This is a genomic window from Micrococcus sp. iso_26 (assembly GCF_056172975.1).
Map to the genome: position 1 here is coordinate 321,236 of NZ_CM149652.1, position 24,569 is coordinate 345,804.

21 protein-coding genes and 3 tRNA genes are annotated in these 24,569 nt (G+C 74.3%); 13 read left to right on the forward strand and 11 right to left on the reverse strand.

All coding sequences use genetic code 11. The features are described 5' to 3' along the window. Window positions 1-68 precede the first annotated feature (68 nt). The gene (locus AC0VX0_RS01490; protein WP_475451783.1) at window positions 69-920 is read left to right on the forward strand and encodes a hypothetical protein; all 852 of its coding nucleotides are present in this window, start codon (window positions 69-71) and stop codon (window positions 918-920) included. Window positions 921-997: 77 nt separating this feature from the next. Here the strand turns inward: AC0VX0_RS01490 and AC0VX0_RS01495 are convergent. Together AC0VX0_RS01495 and AC0VX0_RS01500 are read right to left on the reverse strand one after the other, a co-directional pair. Continuing rightward, window positions 998-1,089, reverse strand: a tRNA-Ser gene (locus AC0VX0_RS01495). 196 nt (window positions 1,090-1,285) lie between these two features. Then, on the reverse strand, window positions 1,286-2,164 hold the full coding sequence (locus AC0VX0_RS01500; RefSeq protein WP_049146144.1) for a PRC and DUF2382 domain-containing protein: 879 nt from the start codon (window positions 2,162-2,164) through the stop codon (window positions 1,286-1,288). Between the two features lie 291 nt (window positions 2,165-2,455). Between AC0VX0_RS01500 and AC0VX0_RS01505 the strand changes: the two genes are divergently transcribed. Next, entirely contained in the window at window positions 2,456-4,411 is a 1,956-nt protein-coding gene (locus AC0VX0_RS01505) for an FAD/NAD(P)-binding protein (RefSeq protein ID WP_101966089.1), read from the forward strand. An 84-nt stretch (window positions 4,412-4,495) separates the two neighbouring features. Here the strand turns inward: AC0VX0_RS01505 and AC0VX0_RS01510 are convergent, their stop codons facing one another. The 3 genes from AC0VX0_RS01510 to AC0VX0_RS01520 all read right to left on the reverse strand — a co-directional run bounded on the left by AC0VX0_RS01510 (window position 4,496) and on the right by AC0VX0_RS01520 (window position 9,762). Further along, window positions 4,496-7,240: an ExeM/NucH family extracellular endonuclease gene (locus AC0VX0_RS01510; protein WP_180951256.1), complete on the reverse strand. Its 2,745-nt coding sequence runs from the start codon at window positions 7,238-7,240 to the stop codon at window positions 4,496-4,498. Between the two features lie 27 nt (window positions 7,241-7,267). Continuing rightward, the gene (locus AC0VX0_RS01515) at window positions 7,268-9,532 is read right to left on the reverse strand and encodes a bifunctional metallophosphatase/5'-nucleotidase (RefSeq protein WP_101966088.1); all 2,265 of its coding nucleotides are present in this window, start codon (window positions 9,530-9,532) and stop codon (window positions 7,268-7,270) included. Between the two features lie 142 nt (window positions 9,533-9,674). After that, window positions 9,675-9,762 (reverse strand) — tRNA-Ser (locus tag AC0VX0_RS01520). A 137-nt stretch (window positions 9,763-9,899) separates the two neighbouring features. On the opposite strand from AC0VX0_RS01520, the gene AC0VX0_RS01525 reads away from it, so the two are divergent. Together AC0VX0_RS01525 and AC0VX0_RS01530 are read left to right on the forward strand one after the other, a co-directional pair. Next, a complete protein-coding gene (locus AC0VX0_RS01525; RefSeq protein ID WP_081097720.1) occupies window positions 9,900-10,961 on the forward strand; it encodes an NAD(P)H-quinone oxidoreductase in 1,062 nt (353 codons plus the stop codon). Then, on the forward strand, window positions 10,958-11,407 hold the full coding sequence (locus AC0VX0_RS01530; RefSeq protein ID WP_049145163.1) for a hypothetical protein: 450 nt from the start codon (window positions 10,958-10,960) through the stop codon (window positions 11,405-11,407). Before AC0VX0_RS01525 ends, AC0VX0_RS01530 begins: the two co-directional genes overlap by 4 nt. A gap of 74 nt (window positions 11,408-11,481) precedes the next feature. On the opposite strand, the gene AC0VX0_RS01535 is transcribed toward AC0VX0_RS01530, so the two are convergent. Next, window positions 11,482-11,555 (reverse strand) — tRNA-Thr (locus AC0VX0_RS01535). Between the two features lie 182 nt (window positions 11,556-11,737). Between AC0VX0_RS01535 and AC0VX0_RS01540 the strand changes: the two genes are divergently transcribed. Then, complete coding sequence (locus AC0VX0_RS01540; RefSeq protein WP_036316046.1) at window positions 11,738-12,472, forward strand: HAD family hydrolase; 735 nt, start codon at window positions 11,738-11,740, stop codon at window positions 12,470-12,472. Between the two features lie 29 nt (window positions 12,473-12,501). Here the strand turns inward: AC0VX0_RS01540 and AC0VX0_RS01545 are convergent, their stop codons facing one another. Together AC0VX0_RS01545 and tmk are read right to left on the reverse strand one after the other, a co-directional pair. After that, window positions 12,502-13,692, reverse strand: a complete 1,191-nt coding sequence (locus tag AC0VX0_RS01545) for a DNA polymerase III subunit delta' (protein ID WP_036316045.1) — start codon at window positions 13,690-13,692, stop codon at window positions 12,502-12,504. Next, window positions 13,689-14,348, reverse strand: a complete 660-nt coding sequence (gene tmk, locus AC0VX0_RS01550; protein WP_036316043.1) for a dTMP kinase — start codon at window positions 14,346-14,348, stop codon at window positions 13,689-13,691. Before tmk ends, AC0VX0_RS01545 begins: the two co-directional genes overlap by 4 nt. Before the next feature lie 81 nt (window positions 14,349-14,429). Between tmk and AC0VX0_RS01555 the strand changes: the two genes are divergently transcribed. After that, window positions 14,430-14,726 carry a DUF2516 family protein gene (locus AC0VX0_RS01555; protein WP_036384680.1) on the forward strand — a complete coding sequence of 99 codons (297 nt, stop codon included), beginning with the start codon at window positions 14,430-14,432 and terminating at the stop codon, window positions 14,724-14,726. Window positions 14,727-14,751: 25 nt separating this feature from the next. Here AC0VX0_RS01555 and AC0VX0_RS01560 read toward each other — a convergent pair whose 3' ends face one another. Then, entirely contained in the window at window positions 14,752-15,594 is an 843-nt protein-coding gene (locus tag AC0VX0_RS01560) for an SAM-dependent methyltransferase (protein WP_101966087.1), read from the reverse strand. A gap of 49 nt (window positions 15,595-15,643) precedes the next feature. On the opposite strand from AC0VX0_RS01560, the gene AC0VX0_RS01565 reads away from it, so the two are divergent. Continuing rightward, on the forward strand, window positions 15,644-16,402 hold the full coding sequence (locus AC0VX0_RS01565; protein ID WP_063189350.1) for a phosphoglyceromutase: 759 nt from the start codon (window positions 15,644-15,646) through the stop codon (window positions 16,400-16,402). Window positions 16,403-16,463: 61 nt separating this feature from the next. Here the strand turns inward: AC0VX0_RS01565 and phoU are convergent, their stop codons facing one another. Continuing rightward, window positions 16,464-17,132 (reverse strand): phosphate signaling complex protein PhoU, encoded by a 669-nt coding sequence (gene phoU / locus AC0VX0_RS01570; protein WP_101966086.1) that lies wholly within the window; start codon window positions 17,130-17,132, stop codon window positions 16,464-16,466. 163 nt (window positions 17,133-17,295) lie between these two features. Here phoU and AC0VX0_RS01575 point away from each other — a divergent pair, with 163 nt between their 5' ends. Next, window positions 17,296-18,525 (forward strand): sensor histidine kinase, encoded by a 1,230-nt coding sequence (locus AC0VX0_RS01575; protein ID WP_036384686.1) that lies wholly within the window; start codon window positions 17,296-17,298, stop codon window positions 18,523-18,525. Then, on the forward strand, window positions 18,522-19,202 hold the full coding sequence (locus tag AC0VX0_RS01580) for a response regulator transcription factor (protein WP_041104721.1): 681 nt from the start codon (window positions 18,522-18,524) through the stop codon (window positions 19,200-19,202). The genes AC0VX0_RS01575 and AC0VX0_RS01580 overlap by 4 nt, the downstream gene beginning before the upstream one ends. Before the next feature lie 91 nt (window positions 19,203-19,293). Here the strand turns inward: AC0VX0_RS01580 and AC0VX0_RS01585 are convergent, their stop codons facing one another. Next, window positions 19,294-19,845, reverse strand: a complete 552-nt coding sequence (locus AC0VX0_RS01585; protein ID WP_036384688.1) for a hypothetical protein — start codon at window positions 19,843-19,845, stop codon at window positions 19,294-19,296. A gap of 201 nt (window positions 19,846-20,046) precedes the next feature. Between AC0VX0_RS01585 and AC0VX0_RS01590 the strand changes: the two genes are divergently transcribed. The 4 genes from AC0VX0_RS01590 to rlmB all read left to right on the forward strand — a co-directional run bounded on the left by AC0VX0_RS01590 (window position 20,047) and on the right by rlmB (window position 24,555). Continuing rightward, window positions 20,047-20,529 carry a CarD family transcriptional regulator gene (locus tag AC0VX0_RS01590; protein WP_036384689.1) on the forward strand — a complete coding sequence of 161 codons (483 nt, stop codon included), beginning with the start codon at window positions 20,047-20,049 and terminating at the stop codon, window positions 20,527-20,529. Between the two features lie 132 nt (window positions 20,530-20,661). After that, window positions 20,662-21,960 carry a 2-C-methyl-D-erythritol 2,4-cyclodiphosphate synthase gene (ispF, locus tag AC0VX0_RS01595; protein ID WP_101966085.1) on the forward strand — a complete coding sequence of 433 codons (1,299 nt, stop codon included), beginning with the start codon at window positions 20,662-20,664 and terminating at the stop codon, window positions 21,958-21,960. A gap of 73 nt (window positions 21,961-22,033) precedes the next feature. Further along, on the forward strand, window positions 22,034-23,491 hold the full coding sequence (gene cysS, locus AC0VX0_RS01600; RefSeq protein WP_060973913.1) for a cysteine--tRNA ligase: 1,458 nt from the start codon (window positions 22,034-22,036) through the stop codon (window positions 23,489-23,491). 74 nt (window positions 23,492-23,565) lie between these two features. Then, window positions 23,566-24,555 (forward strand): 23S rRNA (guanosine(2251)-2'-O)-methyltransferase RlmB, encoded by a 990-nt coding sequence (gene rlmB / locus AC0VX0_RS01605; protein WP_036382443.1) that lies wholly within the window; start codon window positions 23,566-23,568, stop codon window positions 24,553-24,555. The last annotated feature ends 14 nt before the right edge of the window (window positions 24,556-24,569 follow it).

Below are 24,569 nucleotides of genomic sequence, written 5' to 3' on the forward strand. Positions count from 1 at the left end.
TGACCAGGTTGTGATGTGGCGCCGCGGCCGTCGGCATGGCCCTCGCGGGCCACACCTAGACTGGAGGCATGGAATATCTCGTCCCTGTCCTCGCGGTGGTCGTCATCGGCGCCCTCGCGTTCGCCGCCGCCCGGTGGATGTCGGCCGGTCGAGCGCGTCAGGCGGCGGATCAGCGCACGCCGTCCGGTCGCGGGCTGGACATCGGACCGGAGCGGGCGCGTCTGGCGGCGGGGCTGCTGGACGAGGACGCCCATCGGCGCGTGTACGGGCACATCGCCCAGAGCCGCGTGATGGAGGCCGTGCGCGACTACCGCGCCCACACGGGACGCGGCCTGAAGGACGCCGTCATGGACGTGCAGTCCCTCGCCGTGCATCCGCAGGTCTACTCCGAGCCGGTGCAGGAACCGGACGCCACGTCCGCCGGAGTCGCGGGGCCCGTTCCCGACGACCATGGAGAGCCCCACCGGGACGACGCGGTCCCGGCCGAGACCCCCGGGCCGAAGCGGCCCGGACAGGATTTGAGCGGGCGGAGGGAGCCGGACGCCCAGACGACCGAACGCGAGACCTCTGACGCTGTGGCCGAGGACGACGCCCAGCAGGACACCGACCACGCCTCAGCTGCGCCGCGTCCGACGGCGACGCCCGCCGATGAGCTGACCACCCTGACCGTCCCGGCCGAGTGGACCGCCGCCTCCGCCGAGGAGGAGCTCCCCTTCGAGGTCGAGGTGATGCGGGGGACGGACTCCGTCCGCCTCTCCTCGCAGGACCTGCCGCCGTGGCTGCGCGACCAGCTCTCCGCCATGGTGCGGGACGGCAACCTCGAGTCCGCCGCCGTCCAGCTGTCCAGCCACTCGGAGCTCTCCGTCCCGGAGGCGTACGAGCTGCTGCGCCGCATGCGCGAGCGCCGCGGGGAGGGCTAGTCACCAGCCGGTCGGTATGTCAGGTCCCCGCGTACAGACGCGAAGAGGGCCGGAATCGCGTGGATTCCGGCCCTCTCTGGCGGAGACGGGGGGATTTGAACCCCCGGCCCAACTTTCGTCGAGCCCTTCATTAGCAGTGAAGTCCATTCGGCCGCTCTGGCACGTCTCCTCCATCCGGCGCGCCTCGCACGGGGCGACGCGCGGTCAGACCGGTTCAGTTTAGCGCGCCAGGCCAGGGCAGGGCAAAGGAGCGGCGTGCTCACGGACGGATCACCATCGCGCACGAGCGGGGCCCCGGATCCATGGATCCGGGGCCCCGCGTGATCTGTCAGCCGTCCGGCCTGAGGCCGACGCGTCCGTTCAGATCAGATGCGATCCTTGCGGTCGTTGCGGCCGTCGAGGTCGCGATCGGTGGCGTCGCCGTCGACCTTGACGTCCTCGTGGCGGACCTCCTCGGTCACCGTCTCGGTGTCCTGCACCTGGCGCTTGCCCAGGGAGACCTTCTCGGCGTCCACGGTCTTGTTGACGACCGGGGTCTCCTCGTAGGTGGTGACCTCGACGTCGCCGTCGCGGCCGGCGGTGCGGGCCTCGGCGGAGTTCGGGTCGACGGACTCGCGCTCCACCACGACCTCCTCGCGGGTGACGGGCACCTCGACGGTCTCGGTGGTGGTGTAGGCCTGCTTGCGCAGACGGACGCGGCCGGAGGCGCGGCGCTCGGTGCCGACGTTCAGGTGCTCGTCCTTGACGACGACGGAGTCGGCGTCGGTCACGTCGCGGCGGTCACGGTCGGTCACGTCGCGGCGGTCGCCGTCCACGACGGCCTCGTCGCGGCGGTCGGCCACGCCGGCCACACCCGCGGTGCCGGCCACGCCGGCGGCGCCGGCGTCGGTGCGCACGTCGTCACGACGCACGTCGCCGTCGTGATCCGCGGCGGAGTACTCCATGGAGTAGTACTCGTAGATGCGCTGCTCCTCCTCGGGGGTCAGCGAGCCGTCCGCGTCCACGTTCGGGGCGTCCTTCACGAAGGACTTCTCGAAGGGCACCGTGATGCCGTCGGCGGTGGTCTGGGCCTGCTGCAGCGGCACGAAGGTCTCGCGGGCGCCGAACAGGCCGGTCTTCACCGTGACGAAGGTGGGCTCGTTGGTGACGTCGTCGAGGTAGACCTGACCGACGGAGCCGATCTTGTCGCCGTCGGTGGCGAAGACGGTGGAGTTCTGCAGCTGGTCGAGAGCGTTGCGGTCCATGAGGAATTCTCCTTCTGAATTGGTGTTTTGTTGCCTTACGCTCATTCACAATTCCCCATGGGCCCGAGTGGCGTCAACCATCGGCCCCCCAGATTCCCAATTCCCAGACTTCTCCCAGAATCTCGGTGTGATCCGCATGATTCCGCGGATTCTTCGTCCGGGCCTGCTGTGGATCCTGGGGGATCGGTGGGAGTGTGGCGCATGCGGTCCGCGACCCTTGACGGCCACCGATATTGTGTGGAATACGCGCGCCGCAGGCGTGAAAACGATCCCGAGGAGAGTGGAGGCCCCATGTCCGAGCCCCTGGTGGCCGAGCGCCGCCTCGCAGTGGTGGGAGCCGGCCCCCGCGGCGTCATGCTGCTGGAGCGGATCCTCGCCCGACTCGAGGGCGCGGCCCCGGACGCACACCCCCGGCGGCTGCGCATCGACGTCGTGGACCCCTATCCGCCCGGGCCAGGGCGGGTGTGGCGCACGGACCAGTCCGAGCTGTACCTCATGAACACCCCCGCGTTCTTCCCGACCGCGTGCGCCGCCGACAACCCCGGTCTGCGCCCCTCCACCGCCGCGCAGACCTTCGACCAGTGGCGTCGCGTGCACCCGGAGGCCAGCCTCGGCGTGCGCCGCCACCAGTACCCGGCCCGAGCGGTCTACGGGCGCTACCTCCGGCACCTGTACAAGGACGTCGTCGCGGGGCTGCGCGCCCGCCCCGAGGTCGTCGAGGTCGTCGAGCACCGCGCGGAGGCCACCGCCCTGCACCCCCGGCCCGACGGCGGCGCCCGCCTGGAGCTGCGGGACGCCGACGGTGCGGTCTCCGCGCTCGACGCGGACGCCGTCGTGCTCTGCCTGGGCCATCAGCCGGCGGAGCTCAGCCCCGGCCAGAACCGGATGGCCGCCGCCGCGCGGGGCAGGGACGAGCTGCACTACCAGGGCCCGCAGATCCCCTCGGACGTGGACTGGGAGACCGTGGAGGCCGGGGCGGACGTCCTCGTGCGGGGCATGGGCCTGAACGCGTTCGACCTGCTGGCCCAGCTCACCCAGGGCCGGGGCGGGGTGTACCGCCGCACCGGCGACGGACCCGGCCGGGCCCTGCGGTACGAGCCGTCGGGGGACGAGCCGCGCCTGCACCTGATGTCCCGCCGCGGCATCCCGTACCTGCCCAAGGCCGAGGTGGACGCCTTCGTGCCCCGCGGCGTCACCCTCAGCTACCTCTCCGACGCCGCCGTGGACGCCCTCGCCGCCCGGCACGGGGCCCTGGACCTCGCCGAGCACCTCTGGCCGCTGCTGCACCGCGACGTGGTCCGGCACTACTACGCCACGCTCGTCCGGGCCCAGCCCGAGATCCTCGGCGGCCCCGTCGAGGCGCGCCGATTCCTCGGGGAGCTCGTCGGCCAGCTCGAGGAGGCCGGCCGCGGCGCCCCCGTGACCTCCGCGCACGCCGAGGAGCTCCTCCAGCGGTACGCCCCCGGCCGCCGCTTCCTGGACATCCTGGCCTATGGATCCCCGTTCGAGGACGCCGTGTTCGCCTCCCATGAGGACTATCAGCGGGCCGTCGCGGACCTCATGGAGCAGGCCTGCGTGGAGGCCGCCCTCGGGGAGGAGTCCCCGTTCATGATGGCCGTCGGCGCGCTCCATGCCGGCCGACTGCGGATCAAGGCGTGGATCGCCGAGGGTCGGATCGCCGAGGCCTCCCGCATCCGGGACGTCCAGGGCTGGTTCGAGCCGCTGGTCGAGGGCCTCGCCTCCGGCCCGCCCCTGTGGCGCGTCGAGCAGATGCTGGCGGTGCACCGGGCCGGCCTGCTCACCTGGGCCGGCCCCGCGCCCGTGGTCGAGGCCGAGGACCACGGGTTCACCGCCCACAGCCCCCAGGTGGGAGCGCAGGACTCGCTGGGGCCCGCCGTCGTCGAGGGGGCCTGGCTGGTGGAGGCGATGATGCCGCCCAACCGCGTGCAGGCCGCCGCCTCCCCGCTGGTCCGTCAGATGCTGGCGGACGGCGTCGCCGCGGCCGGGACGTGGGAGGACGAGGAGGGCGTGCGCGTGCCCGCCACCGGCTTCGACGTCACGGCCCGCCCGTACCGGCTGCGGGCCGCGGACGGCACGGCCCACGCGGACGTGTTCGTGCTGGGCCTGCAGCTCTCGGGCGTGCAGTGGGGCACCGCGATCGCGGCCGAGGCCGGGGCCGATCCGGCCGGACGAGCCCTCTTCCTCGCCGACGCCGACGCCGCCGCGGCGGCCGTGCTCGCCGGCTGAGCCCCCACGACGACGGCGGGGCCGCCCGGGTGGATCCCGGACGGCCCCGCCGTCGTCATGCCGGGTGCGGCGCCCCGCGTCCCGTCAGGGACGGACCGGCCCGCGGCCCTTGCCGGGGTGCTCCGGGCCGTGGCCCTTGCCCGGGTGGTCGCCGCCGTGACCCGGGGTCGCGCCGACGCAGCGCAGCCACTCGCGCACGGAGTTCGCGGGCTTGCCCGGCACGCCGCGCGGATCGGTCACGCCGTCGCAGGTCTCGCCCGGGGAGGGCTCCGGCTCCGGGGTCGGCTCGGTCACGGGCGCGTCGAGCTGGAGGCCCACCAGGATCGGGTTGTGGTCCGAGGACCGCCACTGGTCCGCGGAGTACAGGTCCTCGGCCACGTAGTTGTGGCGCGAGTACTCCAGTGCCACGGATTCGTTCGCGTTGATCATCCAGATGTCCTGGCCGGTGATCGCCGTCGCCGCCGACGGCGAGGCGTAGATCCCGTCCAGGCTGCCGACGGCGCCGCCGAACGCGTACGAGTACTCGCCCGTGAGCGCGCCCTGCGAGAGGTACCCGGCCGCCTCGAGCACGCGGATCGGGTCCTCCTTCTCGTAGGCGTTGAAGTCGCCCATCAGCAGGACGCGGTCGGTGCCGGTCTCGGCCTTCATGCGCTCGGCGAAGGCCACGAGGGCCTCGGCCTGGCCCACGCGGTCCGCGTTGTACGCGCCCTGGCCGTCGCCCGCGTCCACGTTGTCCCCGGTCGCACCCGAGCCGCCCTTGGACTTGAAGTGGTTGGTGATCGCCACGAAGTCGGTGCCGGCCGCCCCCTCGGACGTGCCGTCGGCGGCGCGGAACAGCTGGGCCATCGGCTCGCGGGCGTTGTCGAAGTTCGTCTGGTCGTCCAGGATCACCGACTCGCCCACCGGGGTGACCTCGGCCGGCTGGTAGATGAACGCGGAGCGGATGACGTCCTCGTCCGCGAGCGCGGGACGGGTGGCCGGGGAGGCCACGTAGGCCCAGCGCTGCTCGCCGGCCTGCGCGTTGAGGGCCTCCACGAGGTGGGCCAGCGCGTGGTCCCGGTCGAGGCCGAACTTCTCGGAGTTCTCGATCTCCTCGAGCGCGACCACCGAGGTGCCGAGGCCGTTGATCGCGGCCGCGATCTTCTCCTGCTGGCGGGCGAACGCCTCGGAGGTGTAGGCGCCGCGCGGCAGGCAGCCGTTCGTGGTGACGGGGGTGCCGGCGCGGTCGCGGTAGGCGCTGCAGCCGGCCACGTCCTGACCCAGGGTCGTGAAGTAGTTGAGCACGTTGAAGCTGCCGACGGTGACGTTGCCGCCGACCGCCTCGGGGGCGGCCTCGGCCGGGCGGGTGTCCTCGATCGTCACGGGCTGGACGGCGGCCGCCGTGGCGTCGGTGAGGTGGCCCAGCGGCTGGAAGGACCACGCGTCGAAGCGCCAGTCGAGGATGACTCCGGTGGTGAACTCCAGGCCCGCGCCCACGCGCACCGGCTGGTCTGCGTCCAGGTACGGCAACGGGTTCTGGTTGCCCGGCGAGCGCATGAAGTTCGTGGTGGCCCCGTCGTCGAGCACGATCAGCTGCTGCGCGTTGGCGGCCGCGACGGCCTGGGCCTCGGCGCCGGGCCGAGCCACGGACGTCGGGTTGTCCAGCGGCGTGGTGCCGGGGACGATGCCGAGGGAGCCGTACTGGTTGAGGGAGTAGTTGTCCGTGACCGTCCAGTCGCCCTGCGGGGCGAGGACCATGCCCTCGAGCGCCTCACGGTCGGCCTCCTCCAGCGGGAACTCCACCGGCGTGGGGGCCACGGCGCCGGGCTCGGCGACCGGCAGCACGCCGCCGGCGGCGACCTTGATCTGCGTGAGGCCGTAGTGCTCGGCCGCTTCGCCCGTGACCTGGACGTGGTCGCCGAGCGTCACGGAGCCGACCGTGTCCGGCGAGTACACGAACACGCCGTCGGAGGCGCCCGGGGTGGCGTCGGGGGTGTCGCCGCCGGTGCCGGCGGTCTGGATGTAGTAGCCGTCGTAGCCGCCCGTGGAGTACACGGCGGTGACGACGCCGGTGGTGGTCACCTGGCGCCCGGCGTACGGGGTGGCCGTGCCGGTGCCCTGGAGCTGGGCGATGGTGATCCGCTCGGCCGGGGTCGGCTGCGGCTCGGGCTCCGGGGTCGGCTCGCCGCCGGTGGCGGCGGCGTTGGTCGGGGTGACCTGGTCGGTGACGGTGAAGTCGGCGCTGTTGTCGTCCGTGTCCACGCCGTTCGTGCGGGTGAGGGACTTCGGGTCCGAGTTGGCCGAGGGGGCGCCGGCAGCCGCTGTTTCGAAGGTGTTCGTGGCTCCGTAGCCGAGCACGTCCGCGACGCCCGGCACCTGGCCGGTCACCACGGAGCCGACCGGCAGGTCCGTCACGGTGCCCGCCTGGCGCGCGAGCACGATCGTGCCCTTGGTGCCCGCGGGGTTGAACGCCCCGCCGGCCACGAGGTCTGCCTGCGGCAGGGCCGCGCCCGCGGTGCCGTTGGAGCCGCCGGAGACCAGGAAGTGGCCCTTCGCGTGCACCGTGCCGGACAGCGCGACCGTGCCCTGGGTCGCGGCCGTGCCGGCGGCGGAGCGGTACTGCAGGGACCAGCCGTCGAGGTTGATCGGCTGGTCGGTGGGGTTGTAGAGCTCCACGAACTTGTGGGTGTACACGGCGTTCGCGGAGCCGCCGTTGGTGTATGCCTCGTTGATGACGAGGGAGTCGCCGGCCGGGCTGGCCTGGGAGGGCAGGGCCACGGCGGGGGCGAGCAGGGCCAGGGCGGCGGTGGTCACCGCGGTGCGCGCGGCGAAGCGGGGCAGGGGGGTCATGTCGTCCTCGGTCTCGTTCTCGATGGGTCAGCGCGGCAGGCCCGCGGCGGTCAGCCAGGCATGGGCGGAGAAGACGGGGTGCGTGGCGGCGCCGCGCTGCACGCCGCGGCCCTTGCCCGGGTGGTCCTCGCCCTTCACGCGGCCCTTGCCCGGGTGGTCGGCGCCCTTGTCATGGCCCTTGCCATGACCCTTGCCCGGGTGGGTCGGGGCGGGCTGCTCCGGCTCGGTGGGGGACGGGGCCGCGGTGACCTCGAGGGCATGGCGCACCACGGTCGTGCTGCCGTCGGCGTAGCGCACGGTCATCACGAGCTCGCCCGTGCCCGCCGCGGCGGGGGCGGTGATCCCGGAGAGCGTGACGGTCTCGGAGCCCGCGGGGACGGCCACGGTGCCCAGGGCGGTCTCGGTGCCGTCGGCCGTGCGGAAGGCGACGTCGACCGCGGTCGCCGCGGGGGCGCCGTCGGAGTCCACCACGAGGTCCCCGAGGGTCAGGCCGACGGCCTGCCCGGCCTCGACCGAGGCGGGGGCGTCGGTGACCGGCACGCCGTTCTTGCCGAAGTCCGGGGCGACGGCGCCGTGGGCCGCGTCCTGGGCGCGGGCGTAGTCCGTGATCGCCTGGGAGTCCAACAGGCCCATGTTCACGAAGTTCTGGCGGCCGGTCGCGAAGGCGGTGTAGCCGTCGGGGGCCTTGGTCGGGTCCCCGAGCGTCGTCCAGGTGTCGTCGGCCAGGAACGACTGGCTGGCCACCGTGTACATGCGGTCCGCCTGGAGCGGCTCGCCGTCGATCCACACGCCGGTCACCTTGTCCCCCTGCGGGCGGGACTCGTCGTAGGTCCAGGTCAGCTCCTCGGACCAGCCGAGGGTGAACTTGCGCACGTCGTTCCGCCAGTTCTCCTCGAGGGCCAGCTTGATGGAGGAGCCCGGGATGTCGAAGTAGGTGATGGTGTTGCCGAACGGCGCCATGTCGAGCAGCTCGCCCAGGGTGAGGCGACCGACGAGGTCGGCCGGCTTGGCCGGGAACGCGCCGCCGTCGGTGAAGCGGTCCGTCAGCAGCTCGGAGCGCAGGCCGCCGGGGTTGGTCACGCCGAGGTCCACCTCGGGGTTCGCCTGCTCGGCGGCGTGCTTGACGGCGTCGCCCACCCAGGTGCCCAGGGTGGTCTCGGCGGCGCGCGTGCCGCCGGCCTTCCAGGAGCCGCCGGCGTCGATGAGCTTCTGGTAGTCGGTGGTGATGGAGGCGGACAGGTCGGCCACGACCTCGCCCTGCAGGTCCTCGAAGACCGCGACGGCCTCCTGCTCGATCGCGTACACCTGGGCGGTGACGGGGGATTCCGCGGCGGCCTCGGCGGGGGCCTGCGTGGACCGGGCCAGCAGGCGCGGGGTGAGCCCGGTGACCTCGCCGTCGGCGCCCACGGTCAGCTCGACGGCGGCCAGGTGGCTGCCGGAGGCGCCCGCCTGGATCACGGGGCGGTGGGCGCCGCCGGCCGTGGTGTCGTACTGGTAGAGCTGGTGGGTGTGGGCGTTGAAGATGACGTCCACGGCGGAGGAGGTCTCGCCGACGATGCGGTCGAACTCGGCCCGGGCCGCCCGCTCGGCGGCCAGCTCGCCCGCCCCGGCGGCGCCGTCGTGGTACGAGGCCACGATCACGTCGGCGGCGTCCTGGGCCTCCAGCTCGTCCGCGACCGCGTTCACGGCGGCGACCTCGTCGAGGACCTCGTTGCCCTTCAGTCCCGCGCCGGTGGTGGTCGCGTACAGCTCGTTGGGGGAGGCGCCGATGACCGCGACGCGCACGCCGTTGACGTCGAAGACGGCGTGCGAGGTGAGGACGGGCTCCTTGCTCGTCGGGTCCACCAGGTTGGCGGAGAGCACCGGGAACTGGGCCCGGGACTCCACGCGGCCCTGCAGGTCGTCCAGGCCCTTGTCGAACTCGTGGTTGCCGGCGGTCAGCGAGGCCAGGCCGAGCGCGTTCATCACGTCGATCGTCGGGTTGTCCTGCTGCACGTTGGACACGGACTTCGAGCCGCCGATCAGGTCGCCGGCGCTGGTCAGCAGCGTGGAGCCGGCGCCGTGCTCGGCCTCGAACGCGGTGCGGTAGTCCTCCACGGTGTCCGCGAACTGCGTGCCGATGTAGTCCGCGGACAGCGCGCCGTGGAAGTCGTTGAAGGACAGGATCGAGATGGTGGTCTCGTCCGCGGCGGCCGTCTCCACGGCCAGGGCGGGCGCCGCGCTCGCGGGCGCGAGGACGAGGACGGTGCAGGCGGCCGTGGTGACGGCACGGCGGCGGAACAGGCTGGGCATGGCTCTCCCCGGGATGCGTGATGACAGAGGTGCGCCGCCGGTGGACGGCGGGGTGACGCGCGGAGTCCATCACATCCAGGTGGCCCCCAGGTGAACGAGAGGCGGCGGGCCGTCCGGCCCGCCGCCTCTCGTCGTGTGCACGCGGATGGTGAGGGATTCGAACCCTCGGCACGGGGTCACCGCACACCGGTTTTCAAGACCGGCTCCTTCGGCCGCTCGGACAACCATCCCGGGCCTGACCGCGACGGCGTGGGCCGCCGCGTCGAGGACCCACTCTAGCCCGTGGCCCGGCGGGCGACCGGTGGCGAGTCCGGCCCCCCGCGCGCGAGGATGGACCCTCGACCCCCGACCAGAGGAGGAGACCCCCATGGACGTCCCCGCACAGATGCGCGCCGTGCGATTCACCGGCGCCGGCGACAACGGCGTCGTCCGCGTGGGCCACGAGCCCGTGCCGGACCCCGGCCCGGGCGAGGTGCTGGTGCACGTGGCCGCCGCGGGTCTCAACCGCGCGGACATCGCGCAGCGCGAGGGCCGCTACCCGCCGCCGCGCGGCGCCTCCGAGATCCCCGGGCTCGAGGTCTCCGGCACCGTGGCGGCGCTGGGACCCGAGGCCGGGATGCCGGGTGAGGGGCGCTTCGCCGTCGGTGACCGGGTGTGCGCGCTCCTGGCCGGCGGCGGCTTCGCCGAGTACGTCGCCGTGCCGGCGGGCCAGCTCATGGCCGTCCCCGACGGCGTCGGCCTCGTCGAGGCGGCGGCCCTGCCGGAGGTCGCCTGCACGGTGCACTCGGCGCTCGTGGGCCGGGCAGGCGTCCAGGCCGGGGACCGGGTGCTCGTGCACGGCGCCACCGGCGGCATCGGCTCCTTCGCCGTCCAGTTCCTCGCCGCGCTCGGTGCACGGGTGCTGGGCACCGCCGGCGGCCCGGAGAAGGTGGCGCTCGGCCGGCGGCTGGGCGCCGAGCACATGTTCGACCACCGCGCCGCCGAGTCCGGTGCCTTCGCCCCGTGGGTCAAGGAGGTCACGGACGGCCACGGCGCGGACGTCATCCTCGACGTCGTCGGCGCCCCGTACCTGGCGCCCAACGTGTCCGCGCTCGCCCCCGAGGGACGCATCGTGACGCTCGCGGTCCAGGGCGGCGCCGTCCCGGAGGACTTCAACATCATGAAGCTGGTGGTCAAGCGCGGCTGGCTCACGGGGGCGACGCTCCGCTCCCGCTCGGTCGTGGACAAGGCCGGGATCGTGGCCGCGGCCGAACGTGCCGTGTGGCCCCTGGTGGCGGCGGGCCGCATCGACGCGAGCGTCGGGGCGTGCTTCCCGCTCGCCGAGGCCGCCGAGGCGTTCGACTGGTTCGACTCCGCCACCCGCACGGGCAAGGTCGTGCTCGTCACCGACCCCGCCGACGCGCGCCGGCCGTCCGGCGACCGCGCATGAGGGGGCCCTTCGCACGCTTCCGTCAGGAGCGTGCCGACGACCGCGAGCTCGGCACAGGGCTGTGGCGCCGTGCCCACGACCGCCTCGGCCGGGCCCTGGACCGCTACTGGCAGGTGCTGGAGGGCCAGCGGGGCACGGACGTGCTGAGCCACGAGGAGCGCAACGGCGTGGTCCACGCCGGCAACGTCCTCACGGAACGGCTCCCCGCGGTCCGTGCCCTGTGCGTCCGCCTGCACCGGGACCACGAGGGCGACGGCGAGCACATCCCGGCCGAGGCCGCCGACGTCCACCGTGAGCTCTCCCGCGCCGCACACGAGCTGGCCGCCACCGCCCAGGCCCTCGCCCTGTACCGGCTCGGCCAGGGCTCGGCGGAGTCGGTCGGCCGGCACGCCGAACGCACCCTCGGCCACCTGGACCGGGCGGAGGAGCTGGGAGCCGGGCTCTGACGGCGGCGCGCCCCGGAGGGCCGGCCCGGAGACGAGAGGACCCCGCCGCGTGGTCACGCGGCGGGGTCCGGGGGAGCCCCCTGCCGGATTCGAACCGGCGACCTGCTCTTTACGAGGGAGCTGCTCTGGCCAGCTGAGCTAAGGAGGCACGCGACCGTGAACGGCCACGGCTGACGAGCATACCGGTTTCGCGGCCCCGATTCCACCGCGCGGCCGGGTGCGCGGGCCACCGAGTGTGGCCCGCCCCTTCCGCGGGCGTTCACCCCCAGGCCATGCCGTGGCCAGACGAGGACGGTTCCCTGGTGGGCACACACCGTCGACGGGAGACGCATGAGCCTGCCCCACGCCCCTCGCACCCCGGCACCCCCCGCCGCGGCTTCGTCGGCCGTGCCCCTCCGCCTGGCCGTGGTGGACATGTCCGGCACGTCCATCGTGGAGCACGGGCTCCAGGACACGGCGTTCGCCCGCTCGTTGGACCAGCACGGCGTCCCGGCGGGCACGCCGGAGCACGACGACGCCGCGCGGCGGTTCCGCGCGCTCCGGCCCACCTCGCGCACGGCCGTTTTCCCCCGCGTGTTCGCCGACCGGGCGGTGGCCGCGGCGGCGACCCGCACGTTCGAGGCGACCTTCGACGCGCTGCTGGCTGAGCACGGCGTCCGGGCCGTGCCGGGCGCGGAGGAGGCGCTCATCCGCCTGCGCGCCCTCGGCCTCCACGTGTGCCTGTGCACCGGCTACGCCCGCCACACCCAGAACATGATCCTCGAGTCGCTGGGGTGGATGGGCCTGGCGGATCTCAGCCTCTCCCCGGACGACGCCGGCCGCGGCGTCCCCTACCCGGACATGATCCTCACCGCCCTGCTCGGTCTCGACCTGGAGGACGTCCGCAGCGTCCTCGTGGTCGGGGACACCGCGGAGGACATGACGGCCGGGCGCCGCGCCGGGGCCGGACTCGTGGTCGGCGTGCGCACGGGTCGCGACGCGGACCACGTCCTGCTGGCGGCGGGCTCGGACCGGGTGGTGCCGGGCCTGGCCGACGTGCCGGACCTGGTGGTCCGCACCCGCTGAGCCGGCGCCGGTCCACCCGGCGCGGCCGCTCAGCGACGTCGCGGGGTGCGCACCCGGCGGGGCAGCAGGGCCAGCATCATGGCTTCGAGGGCCAGCTGCTCCGGCACGTTGGCGGCGATGCGCTCGCGGGCCGTGGTGACGGCGTCGATCCGGGCGAGCACCTCGGCCGAGTCGCCGGCGGTGCCGCGGGCGTACGCCTCGATCTCGTCCCGACGGTGCTCGTTGATGAGCTCGCCGTCGGCCCCCAGCTGCACGCGCAGCACGTCCCGGAACAGGCCCATGACGTCGATCATGGCCCGGTCCAGCGAGTCTCGGACGGCGCGGCGCCGCCGGCGGGTCTGGTCCTCCTCGAGCCGTTTGACGTGGTGGCGGAGCTTGGGCGGGACGGGCTCGCCGGGCTCGAGGCCCAGGGAGCGGCGCAGTGCCTCGAGCTCCTCGGCGTCCCGGGCTTCGGCGGCGGACTCGGCCTCGGCCTTGGACACCTCGGCCAACGTGGCGGCCAGGGCCATCGCGTCGGAGACGGCGGTGGCCTGGAGCGGCAGGGAGAGGATGCGCTCGCGGCGTTCGAGGGCCTCCGGGTCCCGCGCGAGGCGGCGGGCCATGCCCACGTGCGACTGGGAGATCCGGGCGGTGGTGAGCGCCGTCTCGCGGTCCAGCCCGTCGCGGCGGTGCAGCAGCTCCGCCACCTGCTCCACGGCGGGGATGCTCAGCGTGATCAGCCGGCAGCGGGAGCGGACGGTGGGGAGCACGTCCGCGGGGGACGGGGCGCACAGCATCCAGATCGTGCGGGCCGGCGGCTCCTCGATGGCCTTGAGCAGCACGTTCGTGGCGCGCTCCGTCATGCGGTCCGCGTCCTCCATGAGGAAGATCCGCCAGCGCCCGGTGGCGGGGGTGGACTGGCCGGCCTCCACGAGGGCGCGGACGTCCTCGATCCGATAGCTCACCGCCTCGGTGGCCAGCACGGTCACGTCCGGGTGGGTGCCGCCGAGGACGGTGCGGCACGCGTGGCACTCGCCGCAGCCGCGCGCCGCCGGGTCCGCGACCTCGCACTGCAGGGCCGCGGCGAACGCACGCGCCGCCGTCGACCGGCCGGAGCCGGGCGGGCCCGTGAACATCCAGGCGTGGGTGGGACGGTCCTCGGCCGCGGCGCGGCGCAGCTGGGCCACCGCGGCCTCCTGGCCCGCGAGGTCCGCGAACACGGCGGGGGCGGGGGCCGTCATCGGTCGGCCGCCTGGGCGGTGACGCGGGCCAGCGCGCGGGCGGTGAGCTCCTGCGGCGGCAGCGCGCCGTCGAGCACGAGGTACCGCTCGGGCGCGGCCGCCGCGCGCGCGAGGAAGGCGGCGCGCAGGGCCTCGTGCCGGTCCGCCGTCTCCCGCTCCATGCGGTCGGGGGTGCCCTCGCCCTCCGCCGCGCGCCGGTCACGCCGGTCCGCGGCGGTGGCCGCGTCCACGTCGATCAGCACCGTCAGATCGGGGACGAGGCCGTCCGTGGCCCACTCGTTCAGGGCGGCGATCCGCGCCTCGCCCAGCCCGCGCGCCGCGCCCTGGTAGGCCACGGACGAGTCCACATACCGGTCCGTGACGACGACGGCGCCCCGGGCCAGCGCGGGGCGCAGCGTGCGGACGGCGTGGGCGGACCGGGCCGCGGCGAACAGCAGCGCCTCGGTGCGGGGGTCCACGGGGGCGTGCCCGGGGTCCAGCAGCAGCTCCCGCAGCGTCTCGCCCAGGTCCGAGCCGCCGGGCTCGCGCGTGAGCACCACCTCGTGGCCCGCGGCGCGCAGGGCCTCGGTCAGGGCGCGGGCCTGGGTGGACTTGCCGGATCCGTCCGGTCCCTCGACGGCGACGAACAGGCCGCGATGCTCGGTCTGGGTGCTCACGCCTCGAGCCTAGACGCCGCCCCGGACGGGGAGGGAACCCGTCCGGGCCGACCGCCTAGACTGACCGGCATGAGCGCCCCCATGCACTTCGCCCTGCTCGTCGACCACTGGCTGTTCCGCGTCCTGGCGATCGCCGCGCTCGGGCTCGAGGTCTGGGCGCTGGTGGACGTCGTCCGGCGCCGCCCCGACGACTTCGCCCGCATCGGGGGCCGGGACAGGAGCTTCTGGCTGATCCTCACCGGCGTCGCCGCCGTCGTCGGGCTCCTCGGCGTGCTCGCCGGCGGCGGGATGGGCATGTTCGGCCTCGTGGCCGCGTGCGTGGCGTGCGTCTACCTCGCCGGCCCCCGCCAGGACATGGGCCCGGCCCTGCGCCGCTGAGGGTCCCGCGCCGTCGGCGCCGCCCTCATGACGACGGCGCCACCGCCGCCCAGCGCACGCTCAGCTCCCCGCGCCGCCACTGGTGCGGGCCGCCCAGCACGGGCCAGCCCGCCGCGCGGAGCGTGCCGACCGTCGCCAGCCACCGCTGCCGCGTCCCGTAGGCCGCGAGCGGGGCGTGCGCGGCCCACGCGGCGTCGGCCTCCGCCAGGAGCCGATGGACGGGCTCGCCGGGTACGTGCCGGTGGATGAGGACCTTCGGCAGGCGCGCCGCCACGTCCGAGGGGCGGGCGAAGGACCCCAGCCGGAGGGCCACGGTCAGGCTCGCGGGCCCGTCCCGACGCAGGTCCACCCAGGCCGCCCGCCGGCCGTCCTCGGAGCAGGTGCCCTCCACGAGGACGCCGTCGTCGGCGAGCCCCGCGCACAGCAGGGACCAGATCGCGGGCACGTCCTCCTCCCGGTACTGGCGCAGCACGTTGAACGCGCGCACCACGGTGGGCGGCCGCGGCACGGGCAGCTCGAAGCCGCCGACCGCCCAGGTGACCCCCGGCAGGTCGCCGGCCCGCTCCCGGGCCCGGGCCACCCGAGCGGGGTCGATCTCGAGGCCCACCAGCTCGAGGGCCGGGTTCTGCACGCGCAGCCGCTGGGCCATCTCGACGGCGGTCACCGGCTCCGCGCCGAAGCCCAGGTCCACGGCCAGCGGGCGGGGAGTGCGCCGCAGCAGGGGGCCGTGCACGTCCGTGAGCCAGCGGTCCACCCGGCGCATCCGCTGCGCCGCCGTCGTGCCGCGGGTGATGTGGCCCTGCGGGCCCCGTGCCGGGACTGGGCCGGGCGTCGTGCGCGCGCGCAGCCGCCGGGCCTTCTCCACCATGGGCTCCAGCGTAGGGGAGCGGCGGGACGGGTCCGCCTAGGATGGTGACATGGCGAACACCACGTACACGCTGGTCCTGCTGCGGCACGGTCAGAGCGAATGGAACGAGAAGAACCTGTTCACCGGCTGGGTGGACGTCCCGCTGACCGAGAAGGGGCGCGCCGAGGCCGCCCGCGGCGGTGAGCTGCTGGAGGCGGAGGGCATCCGCCCGGACGTGGTCCACACGTCCCTGCTCAAGCGCGCCATCACCACGGCCAACCTGGCCCTCGAGGCCGCGGACCGCCAGTGGATCCCGGTCAAGCGCAGCTGGCGCCTGAACGAGCGCCACTACGGCGCCCTGCAGGGCAAGGACAAGGCCCAGGTGAAGGAGGAGTTCGGCGAGGAGCAGTTCATGGTCTGGCGCCGGTCCTTCGACACCCCGCCGCCCGCCCTGGACGACGACTCCGAGTTCTCCCAGATCGGCGACGAGCGCTACGCGGACCTGGGCAAGGACGCCCCCCGCACCGAGGCCCTCAAGCAGGTCATCGACCGCCTGCTGCCCTACTGGGAGGAGCAGATCCTGCCCGACCTCAAGGCCGGCAAGACCGTGCTGATCGCCGCGCACGGCAACTCGCTGCGCGCCCTGGTCAAGCACCTGGACGGCATCTCGGACGAGGACATCGCGGGCCTGAACATCCCGACGGGCATCCCGCTGGTCTACGAGCTGGACCAGAACTTCAAGCCGATCACCGCGAACGGCCGCTACCTCGACCCGGAGGCCGCCGCCGCCGGCGCCGCCGCCGTGGCCGCCCAGGGCTCCGCGCACTGACGCGTCCGACGACGACGGGCCGGGACCCCGCCGGGGGCCCGGCCCGTGGCGTCGGGGACGGTCAGGAGCCGGTGGCGTCCGGGCGGTGGGTCGCCCACTCGCCCGTGACGAGGTAGCGCACCTTGGCGGCCACGGACAGGCCGTGGTCCGTGAACCGCTCGAGGTAGCGCGAGGCCAGCGTGACGTCCGTGGTGGTGGCCGGCGTCGCGCTCCAGTCCGGGGCGGCGATCGCGCGGAAGACGGACAGGTGCAGCGCGTTGACGTCCTCGTTGAGGGCGTCGATCCGGTCCCCGTGCGCCAGGTCCTGGGGCTCGAGCAGCAGGACGACCTCCTCGGCCACCTCCACGGCGGCGTCGCACATCGCGGTGATCACGGTCCGGACCTGTTCCGGGATGACGTGCTCGGGGTAGCGCAGCCGGGTCAGCTGGGCCACGTGGCGGGCGAGGTCGCCCATGCGCTCGAGCGAGGAGCTCATCCGCAGCGTGGCGACGACGGTGCGCAGGTCCGTGGCCACGGGCGCCTGCAGCGCCAGGATGCGCACGGCCTGCTCGTCGAGGGACTCCTGCAGCTGGTCGATCCGCGCGTCCTCCGAGATGACCCGTTCGGCGCCGTGCACGTCGGCCGCCTCGAGGGCGGCCTGCGCGTCCATCATGGCGCGGTGCACGAGGCGGGCGATCTCGCTCAGGTCGCGGCCCAGCCGCTCGAGGTCGGCCCGGTAGAGCTCGCGCATGGTCTCCTCTCCCCGGCGACGCCCGTGCGCCGCCGACCCCGACTCCCCGGGGCAACGGTCCACCCTGGCAGGGCAAGATGAACGGCCCATGAACGCCGATCGTCCGGCGTCTGGCGGTGCCTGGGCAGCCCGTCTCCGGGCCGCCAGAGGCTAGTCTGGTGCCGTGGATCCCGTCATCATCGGCCTGCTGTGCGGAGCGGTCGGACTGTTCACCGGAGTGGCCTCCATGCTGGCCTTCCGGGCGTCCGAGCGCTCGCGGACGGTGGACCTGACGGTCGGCGAACCCACCCTCGCCCCGGGCGCCGCCGAGGTCCTCTCCGTGGTCGGCCGCGCGTACGCGGTGGTGGACGACGTCGACGGCGTGGTGCGCGCGAACCCCGCGGCCTACGCCCTGGGCCTCGTGCGAGGGCACTCGCTCGTCCAGGACCAGCTGCGGGAGCTCACGCGGACCGTGCGGGCCGACGGCGTCATCGTCGAGCGCCGCATGGAGCTGCCCCGAGGACCCCTCGGGCAGTCGAGCCTCGTCGTCGAGCTGCGCGTGGCCCCGCTGGACGAGGAGTACATCCTGATCCTCGCCGACGACCGCACGGACGTGACCCGCACCGAGGCCATGCGCCACGACTTCGTCGTCAACGTCTCGCACGAGCTCAAGACGCCGGTGGGCGCCATCTCCCTGCTCTCCGAGGCCATCGGCGACGCCGCGGAGGACGAGGAGGCGGTGCGTCGCTTCGCCGCACGCCTGGGCGTCGAGTCCCGCCGGCTCTCGGCCCTCGTGCAGGACATCATCGAGTTCTCCCGGCTGCAGGCCAAGGACGTGGTCCAGGACGGGGGGCCCGTGGACCTCAACGCCGTCGTCGCCGACGCCGTGGACCGCCTGCGCCTGACCGCCGAGGACCGCGGCATCGCGCTGCGCGTGGGCGGCCGCGTGGACGCGGTGGTGCACGGGGACCAGGACCAGCTGATGACCGCGGTGCGCAACCTGGTGGACAACGCGGTGCGCTACTCCCCGGAGGGCACCACGGTGGGCATCGGCCTGAGCTCCGTGGACGGGCTCGCCCAGGTCACCGTCACGGACCAGGGCATCGGCATCAGCCCGGAGGAGCAGGAGCGGGTCTTCGAACGCTTCTACCGCGTGGACGCGGCGCGGTCGCGTCAGACGGGCGGCACGGGCCTGGGGCTGAGCATCGTCAAGCACGTCGTCATCAACCACGGAGGGGAGGTCACCCTCTGGTCCCAGCCGGGCCGCGGGTCGACCTTCACCATCCGCCTGCCCGAGTGGGGGGACGGTGTCGCCGTCGACGGCGCGCCGGGTGCCGCCCACGTCACCGAGCGGCGCGGTCACCGGGTGACCGCCTCGGCCGCACCCCCGACCCGGAAGGAGACGAGCGCATGAGCCGCATTCTGATCGTGGAGGACGAGGAGTCGTTCAGCGACCCCCTGTCCTACCTCCTGGAGAAGGAGGGGTTCGAGGTCACCGTCGCCGCCGACGGCAACGAGGCGCTGAGCGTCTTCGAGCGCGACAGCGCGGACCTGATCCTCCTGGACCTGATGCTCCCGGGGATGTCCGGCACCGAGGTGTGTCGTCAGGTGCGCCAGCGCTCCAACGTCCCCGTGATCATGCTGACCGCGAAGGACTCGGAGATCGACAAGGTCGTCGGCCTCGAGCTCGGGGCGGACGACTACGTGACCAAGCCGTACTCCTCGCGTGAGCTGGTGGCCCGCGTCCGCGCCGTGCTGCGCCGTCAGGGGGACCAGGAGGAGCCGATGTCGGCGACCATCAGCGCCGGCCCCGTGCGCATGGACGTCGAGCGGCACGTCGTCTCCGTGGACGGCGAGCAGGTGTCCCTGCCGCTCAAGGAGTTCGAGCTGCTGGAGATGCTGCTGCGCAACGCCGGGCGCGTGCTCACCCGCGGCCAGCTGATCGACCGCGTGTGGGGCTCCGACTACGTGGGGGACACCAAGACCCTCGACGTGCACGTGAAGCGCCTGCGCTCCAAGATCGAGCCCGATCCCTCGAGCCCCCGCTACCTCGTCACGGTGCGCGGCCTGGGCTACAAGTTCGAGGCCTGACCGGCGCGCTGCACCCGGGACGACGACGGCCCCGGCTCCACCTCGCGGTGGGGCCGGGGCCGTGGCGTGCCGGGCGCAGGCCCGGCGGAGGTCAGTGCTCCTCGCCGTAGTGGTGGGTCTCCTCGTGGAGGTGCCCGACGAGATCCTCCTCCGAGGGCTCGACTCCCTCGGGGAGCAGGTCACGGTACTGCTCCTGGGTGGCGCTCAGCAGCGGGACGGCCAGGTCGGCGGTGCCGCCGTTGCCGGAGACGGTCACGGGCAGGTTCTCGCCGACCCACACGCCCTCGCGCTCCAGGACGGTTGTGTTCGCCTCGTCCTCGAGCTTGCGGCTCTCGCCGGCGGGGACCTTCAGGGTCGCGGAGCCGCCGCCCTCGGCCTGGAAGGTGTAGGTCTGATCCTGGCCGGAGGTGTTCTCCACGGTGCCGATCAGGCGGGCGGGGCCCGACTCGCCGTCGCCGACGAGGGCGAGGTTGCGGTAGCTCAGGAAGTCCTGCTCCTGGCCGTTGATGCCGTCCGAGGGGGAGTACTGGATGGCGGTGGCGATCGGGCTCACGGCGGAGCAGCCGGTGGCGCCCAGCAGGGCGACCGCGGCCAGCGCACCTGCGGCGAGGTGGCGCCGGGCGGGCCGGGATGCGTTCTTCACAGAGGTCTCCTCAGGTGCGATGACGTGCTCAGGAGCCCCGAGGCAGGGGTCCTGCCAGGTCAGGCTACCGCATCCCGGGACGCCGGCCGGCCCGTGGCGCCGGGTCGTCCACTATCACATCCGGAGGCCGAAGATGTGACGGCGCGCGCGGCATGACGAGGCCGCATGATAGAATGAGACGACTGAAAGGGGCACAACAACATGGTTTTTGAGGTCGGAGAGACCGTCGTCTACCCCCATCACGGTGCTGCGCGGATCGAGGAGATCAAGATGCGCACCATCAAGGGGGAGGAGAAGATGTACCTCAAGCTCAAGGTGGCGCAGGGAGACCTGACCATCGAGGTCCCTGCGGAGAACGTCGACCTCGTCGGCGTGCGTGACGTCGTGGATGCGGAGGGGCTCGAGCACGTCATGGAGGTCCTGCGCGCCGAGCACGTGGAGGAGCCGACCAACTGGTCCCGCCGTTACAAGGCGAACCTGGAGAAGCTCGCCAGTGGCGACGTCAACAAGGTGGCCGAGGTCGTCCGCGACCTGTGGCGCCGCGACCAGGACCGCGGCCTGTCCGCCGGTGAGAAGCGCATGCTCGCGAAGGCTCGCCAGGTGCTCGTGTCCGAGCTGGCGCTGGCCAAGAAGGTCACCGAGGAGGAGGCCGAGGGTCGCCTGGACAAGGTGCTCGAGGGCTGACGGGCAGCACACGGCAGGGGAGGGGTCCGCGTCCACGACGCGGGCCCCTCCCCTGTCTCGTCCCCGGCCCGTCCGGCGCCGCCGGAGGGGGTCCCGGGCCACGGGCACCGGCGCGCTCCCTAGGATGAGGCCATGCCCACCGCCCTCGTGATCGCTGCCGCCGGCGCCGGCACCCGCCTCGGCGCCGGGCTGCCCAAGGCCCTCGCCCCCCTCGCGGACGGCCGCACCCTCCTGCGCCACTGCCTGGAGTCCGTCGCCGCCGCGCGCGCCGCCGGGCTCGCCCTGGACGCCGTCGTGGTGCTCACCCCGCCGGTGGAGGCCGATGCCGGCCGCGTGGCCGCCGAGGTCGACGCCGGCCCGCGCCTGGACGTGCCCGTGCACTGCGTGCCCGGCGGCGCCGAGCGCGCGGACTCGGTCCGCGCCGGACTCGCCGCGGCCTCCGGCGCTCTGGCCGACCTCGCCCCGGCGGGGGCGCCCCGCTGTGTCCTCGTCCACGACGCGGCCCGCGCGCTGACCCCGCCGAGCGTGTTCGGGGCCGTGACGGCGGCGCTCGGGACCGGCGCGGTCGCCGCGGTCCCGGGCCTGCCGCTGACGGACACCGTCAAGCAGGTCACCCCCGGACGGGGCGGCGTCGACGTCGTCGCGGCCACGCCGGCCCGCGCCGGACTGCGCGCGATCCAGACGCCGCAGGGCTTCGACCTGGACACCCTGCTGGCGGCCCACGAGGCCGTGCGCACGGACCCCACGCTCGACGCCGCGGCGCTCACCGACGATGCGATGGTCATGGAGGCCGCGGGGCACGAGGTCGTGGTGGTGCCCGGCGACCCGGCCGCGTTCAAGGTCACCGCCCCCGCCGACCTCGACCTCGCCCGCCTCGAGCTCGCCCGCCGCGCCCCCCAGGGGGCCTCCATGCGCCAGCCCACCCGCCCCGCCGTCGCGGCCGCCCCCCTGCCGCGCGTGGGGATCGGCACCGACGTGCACGCGTGGGCACCCGAGGATGCCCCCCGGCCCCTGTGGCTCGGCGGCATCCACTGGCCCGGCGAGCGGGGGGTGGCCGCGACCTCGGACGGGGACGTGGCCGCCCACGCGGCGTGCAACGCCCTGCTCTCCGCCGCCGGCCTCGGCGATCTCGGGGCCGTGTTCGGCGTCGACCGGCCCGAGATGGCGGACGCCTCCGGCGCGGACATGCTCCGCGAGGTGCTGCGCCTGCTGACGGAGGCGGGCGTCGCCGTCGGGAACGTGGCGGTCCAGGTGGTCGCACCCCGGCCCAAGGTGGGCACGCGCCGCGCGGAGATGGAGGCCGCCCTGTCCGCCGCCCTCGGCGGGGCCCCCGTGTCCGTCTCCGCCGCCACGACGGACCGGCTGGGCTTCATCGGGCGCAGGGAGGGGCTGGTGGGGATCGCGACCGCGCTCGTCGTCCCCGCGGCCTGAGCCCGCGTCGGCGCACCGACTAGGCTGGCAGAGCCCCGTCAGGACCCCGCCCCTCCGGAAGGACCGCGCCCCCATGGCCCAGCGCTTCTACGACACCCGCACCGCGCAGATCCGGGACTTCGAGCCCCTCGTGCCCGGCGAGGCGTCGGTGTACTACTGCGGGGCCACGGTGCAGGGCATGCCGCACGTGGGCCACGTGCGCAGCGCGATCGTGTTCGACATCCTCATCCGCTGGCTCGAGGCCACCGGGCTGCGCGTCACCTCGGTGCGGAACGTGACGGACATCGACGACAAGATCCTCGACCGCTCGGCCGCCTCCCACGAGGCCGGCTTCGAGGCCTCGGACCTCTACCCGGCCCGCGAGCCGTGGTGGGCCCTGGCCTACCGGTTCGAGAAGGCGTTCGACGCCGCCTACCTCGCCCTCGGCGTCCGCCGTCCCACCTATGAGCCGCGCGCCACCGGCCACGTGCCCGAGATGTTCGCGCTCATCGAGCGCCTGATGGAGCGCGGCCACGCCTACCCCGCGCAGGACGGCTCGGGCGACGTCTACTTCGACGTCCGGTCCTGGGAGCGCTACGGCGAGCTCACCCGCCAGCGCGTCGAGGACATGCAGGACGCCCCCGACGCCGACCCGCGCGGCAAGCGCGACCCCCGCGACTTCGCCCTGTGGAAGGGCGCCAAGCCCGGCGAGCCCGCCACCGCCGTGTGGGAGTCGCCCTGGGGCGCCGGCCGCCCCGGATGGCACCTGGAGTGCTCGGCCATGTCCACGAAGTACCTCGGCGCCGAGTTCGACATCCACGGCGGCGGCCTGGACCTGCGGTTCCCGCACCACGAGAACGAGCTGGCCCAGTCGGCGGCCGCCGGTGACGGCTTCGCCCGCTTCTGGCTGCACAACGGGCTCGTCACCTACGGCGGCGAGAAGATGTCCAAGTCCGTGGGCAACACGATCTCCCCCGAGGAGATGCTCGGCATGGCCCGCCCGACGGCGGTGCGCTACTTCCTGGGGCAGGCCCACTACCGCTCCCAGCTCGACTACCGGCCCGGCGCCCTCGACGAGGCCGAGGCCGCCGTCGAGCGCATCGAGGGCTTCACGGCCCGCGCCCGGGCCGCGGGTGCCGTCCCGCCCGCCCCCGACGGGGCGCTCGCGGACCGCGTGCCCGCCGCCTTCCGCGCCGCCATGGAGGACGACCTCAACGTGCCCCAGGCGCTCGCGGCCCTGCACGAGGCCGTGCGCGCCGGCAACTCGGCGCTGGCCGGGCAGGACCTCGACGCCGCGGCCGCCCGCCTGGCCGAGGTGGAGGCCATGACCGCGGTGCTGGGCCTGGACGACGTGCCCGAGGGCGACGACGCCGCGGCCGGCCCGGTGTCGGACGCCCTCGACTCGCTCGTCCGGTCGCAGATCGAGGCGCGGGCGCAGGCCCGCGCGGACAAGGACTGGGCCACCGCGGACCGCATCCGCGACGCGTTGGCCGCGGCCGGCGTCGTGGTGGAGGACGGCGCCGACGGCGCCACATGGCGCCTGGCGGACTGACACCTAGACTGGAGGGCGATCCGGCGGCGCCCCGCGTGCCGCCGCCCCCGTCCCCGGCCCGCAGGAGTCCCGCCATGTCCACCGCACCCCGCTCCGGCGGATCCCGCAAGCCCAAGGGCAAGAAGGGCCCCATGAAGGGCACCGGCGGCCACGGTCGCAAGGCGCTCGAGGGCCGCGGACCCACCCCCAAGGCCGAGGACCGGGTCTACCACAAGGCGCACCGCGCCAAGCAGCTGGCCGAGCGCTCGGCCGCCAAGCGCGGTCCCGTGAAGGACCAGGTCCGCGGCCGCGTGAAGCTCACGGATGAGACGGTCTCCGGTCGCAATCCCGTGCTCGAGGCGCTGCGCGCGGGCATCCCGGCCAAGGCGCTGCACGTGGCCGTGCGCATCGAGATGGACGACCGCGTCAAGGAGGCCCTGCGCCTCTGCCTCGAGCAGGGCGTGCCGGTCCTGGAGAACACCAAGCCGGAGCTGGACCGCCTCTCCGGCGAGGCCGTGCACCAGGGCATCGTGCTGCAGATCCCGCCCTATGAGTACGCGGACGCCACGGCCCTGGCCCTCGACGCGCTCGCGAAGCACGAGAAGGGGCACCTGCGGACCCCGCCGCTGCTGATCGCGCTCGACGGCATCACCGACCCCCGCAACCTCGGCGCCATCATCCGGGCCGGCTCCGCGTTCGACGCGGACGGCGTGATCGTGCCCGAGCGCCGCTCCGTCGGCGTGACCGCCACCGCCTGGCGCACCTCGGCCGGCGCGGCCGCGCGGGTGCCCGTGGCCCAGGCCGGCAACCTGAACACCACCCTCGTCGACCTGCACAAGGCCGGCTACTTCGTGCTGGGCCTCGACGGCGGCGGGGACGTCTCGCTGCCCGGGCTCGCCCTGGCCACGGAGCCGCTCGTGCTCGTGGTGGGGGCCGAGGGCAAGGGTCTGTCCCGCATGGTGCGGGAGCACTGCCAGCAGATCGTGTCCATCCCGATCGACTCGACGATGGAGTCCCTCAACGCCTCGATGGCGGTGGGCATCTCCCTGTACGAGATCTCGGTGCAGCGCGCCGGCGGGCGCTGACCTCCACGGCGCCC

Coding starts and splice junctions, on each gene's coding strand:
- AC0VX0_RS01525 (WP_081097720.1), top strand. CDS start 9,900: ATGGACGTCCCCGCACAGATGCGCGCCGTGCGATTCACCGGCGCCGGC.
- AC0VX0_RS01590 (WP_036384689.1), top strand. CDS start 20,047: ATGGTTTTTGAGGTCGGAGAGACCGTCGTCTACCCCCATCACGGTGCT.
- AC0VX0_RS01540 (WP_036316046.1), top strand. CDS start 11,738: ATGAGCCTGCCCCACGCCCCTCGCACCCCGGCACCCCCCGCCGCGGCT.
- AC0VX0_RS01505 (WP_101966089.1), top strand. CDS start 2,456: ATGTCCGAGCCCCTGGTGGCCGAGCGCCGCCTCGCAGTGGTGGGAGCC.
- cysS (WP_060973913.1), top strand. CDS start 22,034: ATGGCCCAGCGCTTCTACGACACCCGCACCGCGCAGATCCGGGACTTC.
- AC0VX0_RS01560 (WP_101966087.1), bottom strand. CDS start 15,594: ATGGTGGAGAAGGCCCGGCGGCTGCGCGCGCGCACGACGCCCGGCCCA.
- AC0VX0_RS01510 (WP_180951256.1), bottom strand. CDS start 7,240: ATGACCCCCCTGCCCCGCTTCGCCGCGCGCACCGCGGTGACCACCGCC.
- AC0VX0_RS01545 (WP_036316045.1), bottom strand. CDS start 13,692: ATGACGGCCCCCGCCCCCGCCGTGTTCGCGGACCTCGCGGGCCAGGAG.
- AC0VX0_RS01490 (WP_475451783.1), top strand. CDS start 69: ATGGAATATCTCGTCCCTGTCCTCGCGGTGGTCGTCATCGGCGCCCTC.
- phoU (WP_101966086.1), bottom strand. CDS start 17,132: ATGCGCGAGCTCTACCGGGCCGACCTCGAGCGGCTGGGCCGCGACCTG.
- AC0VX0_RS01565 (WP_063189350.1), top strand. CDS start 15,644: ATGGCGAACACCACGTACACGCTGGTCCTGCTGCGGCACGGTCAGAGC.
- AC0VX0_RS01515 (WP_101966088.1), bottom strand. CDS start 9,532: ATGCCCAGCCTGTTCCGCCGCCGTGCCGTCACCACGGCCGCCTGCACC.
- AC0VX0_RS01500 (WP_049146144.1), bottom strand. CDS start 2,164: ATGGACCGCAACGCTCTCGACCAGCTGCAGAACTCCACCGTCTTCGCC.
- AC0VX0_RS01555 (WP_036384680.1), top strand. CDS start 14,430: ATGCACTTCGCCCTGCTCGTCGACCACTGGCTGTTCCGCGTCCTGGCG.
- AC0VX0_RS01530 (WP_049145163.1), top strand. CDS start 10,958: ATGAGGGGGCCCTTCGCACGCTTCCGTCAGGAGCGTGCCGACGACCGC.
- rlmB (WP_036382443.1), top strand. CDS start 23,566: ATGTCCACCGCACCCCGCTCCGGCGGATCCCGCAAGCCCAAGGGCAAG.
- ispF (WP_101966085.1), top strand. CDS start 20,662: ATGCCCACCGCCCTCGTGATCGCTGCCGCCGGCGCCGGCACCCGCCTC.
- AC0VX0_RS01580 (WP_041104721.1), top strand. CDS start 18,522: ATGAGCCGCATTCTGATCGTGGAGGACGAGGAGTCGTTCAGCGACCCC.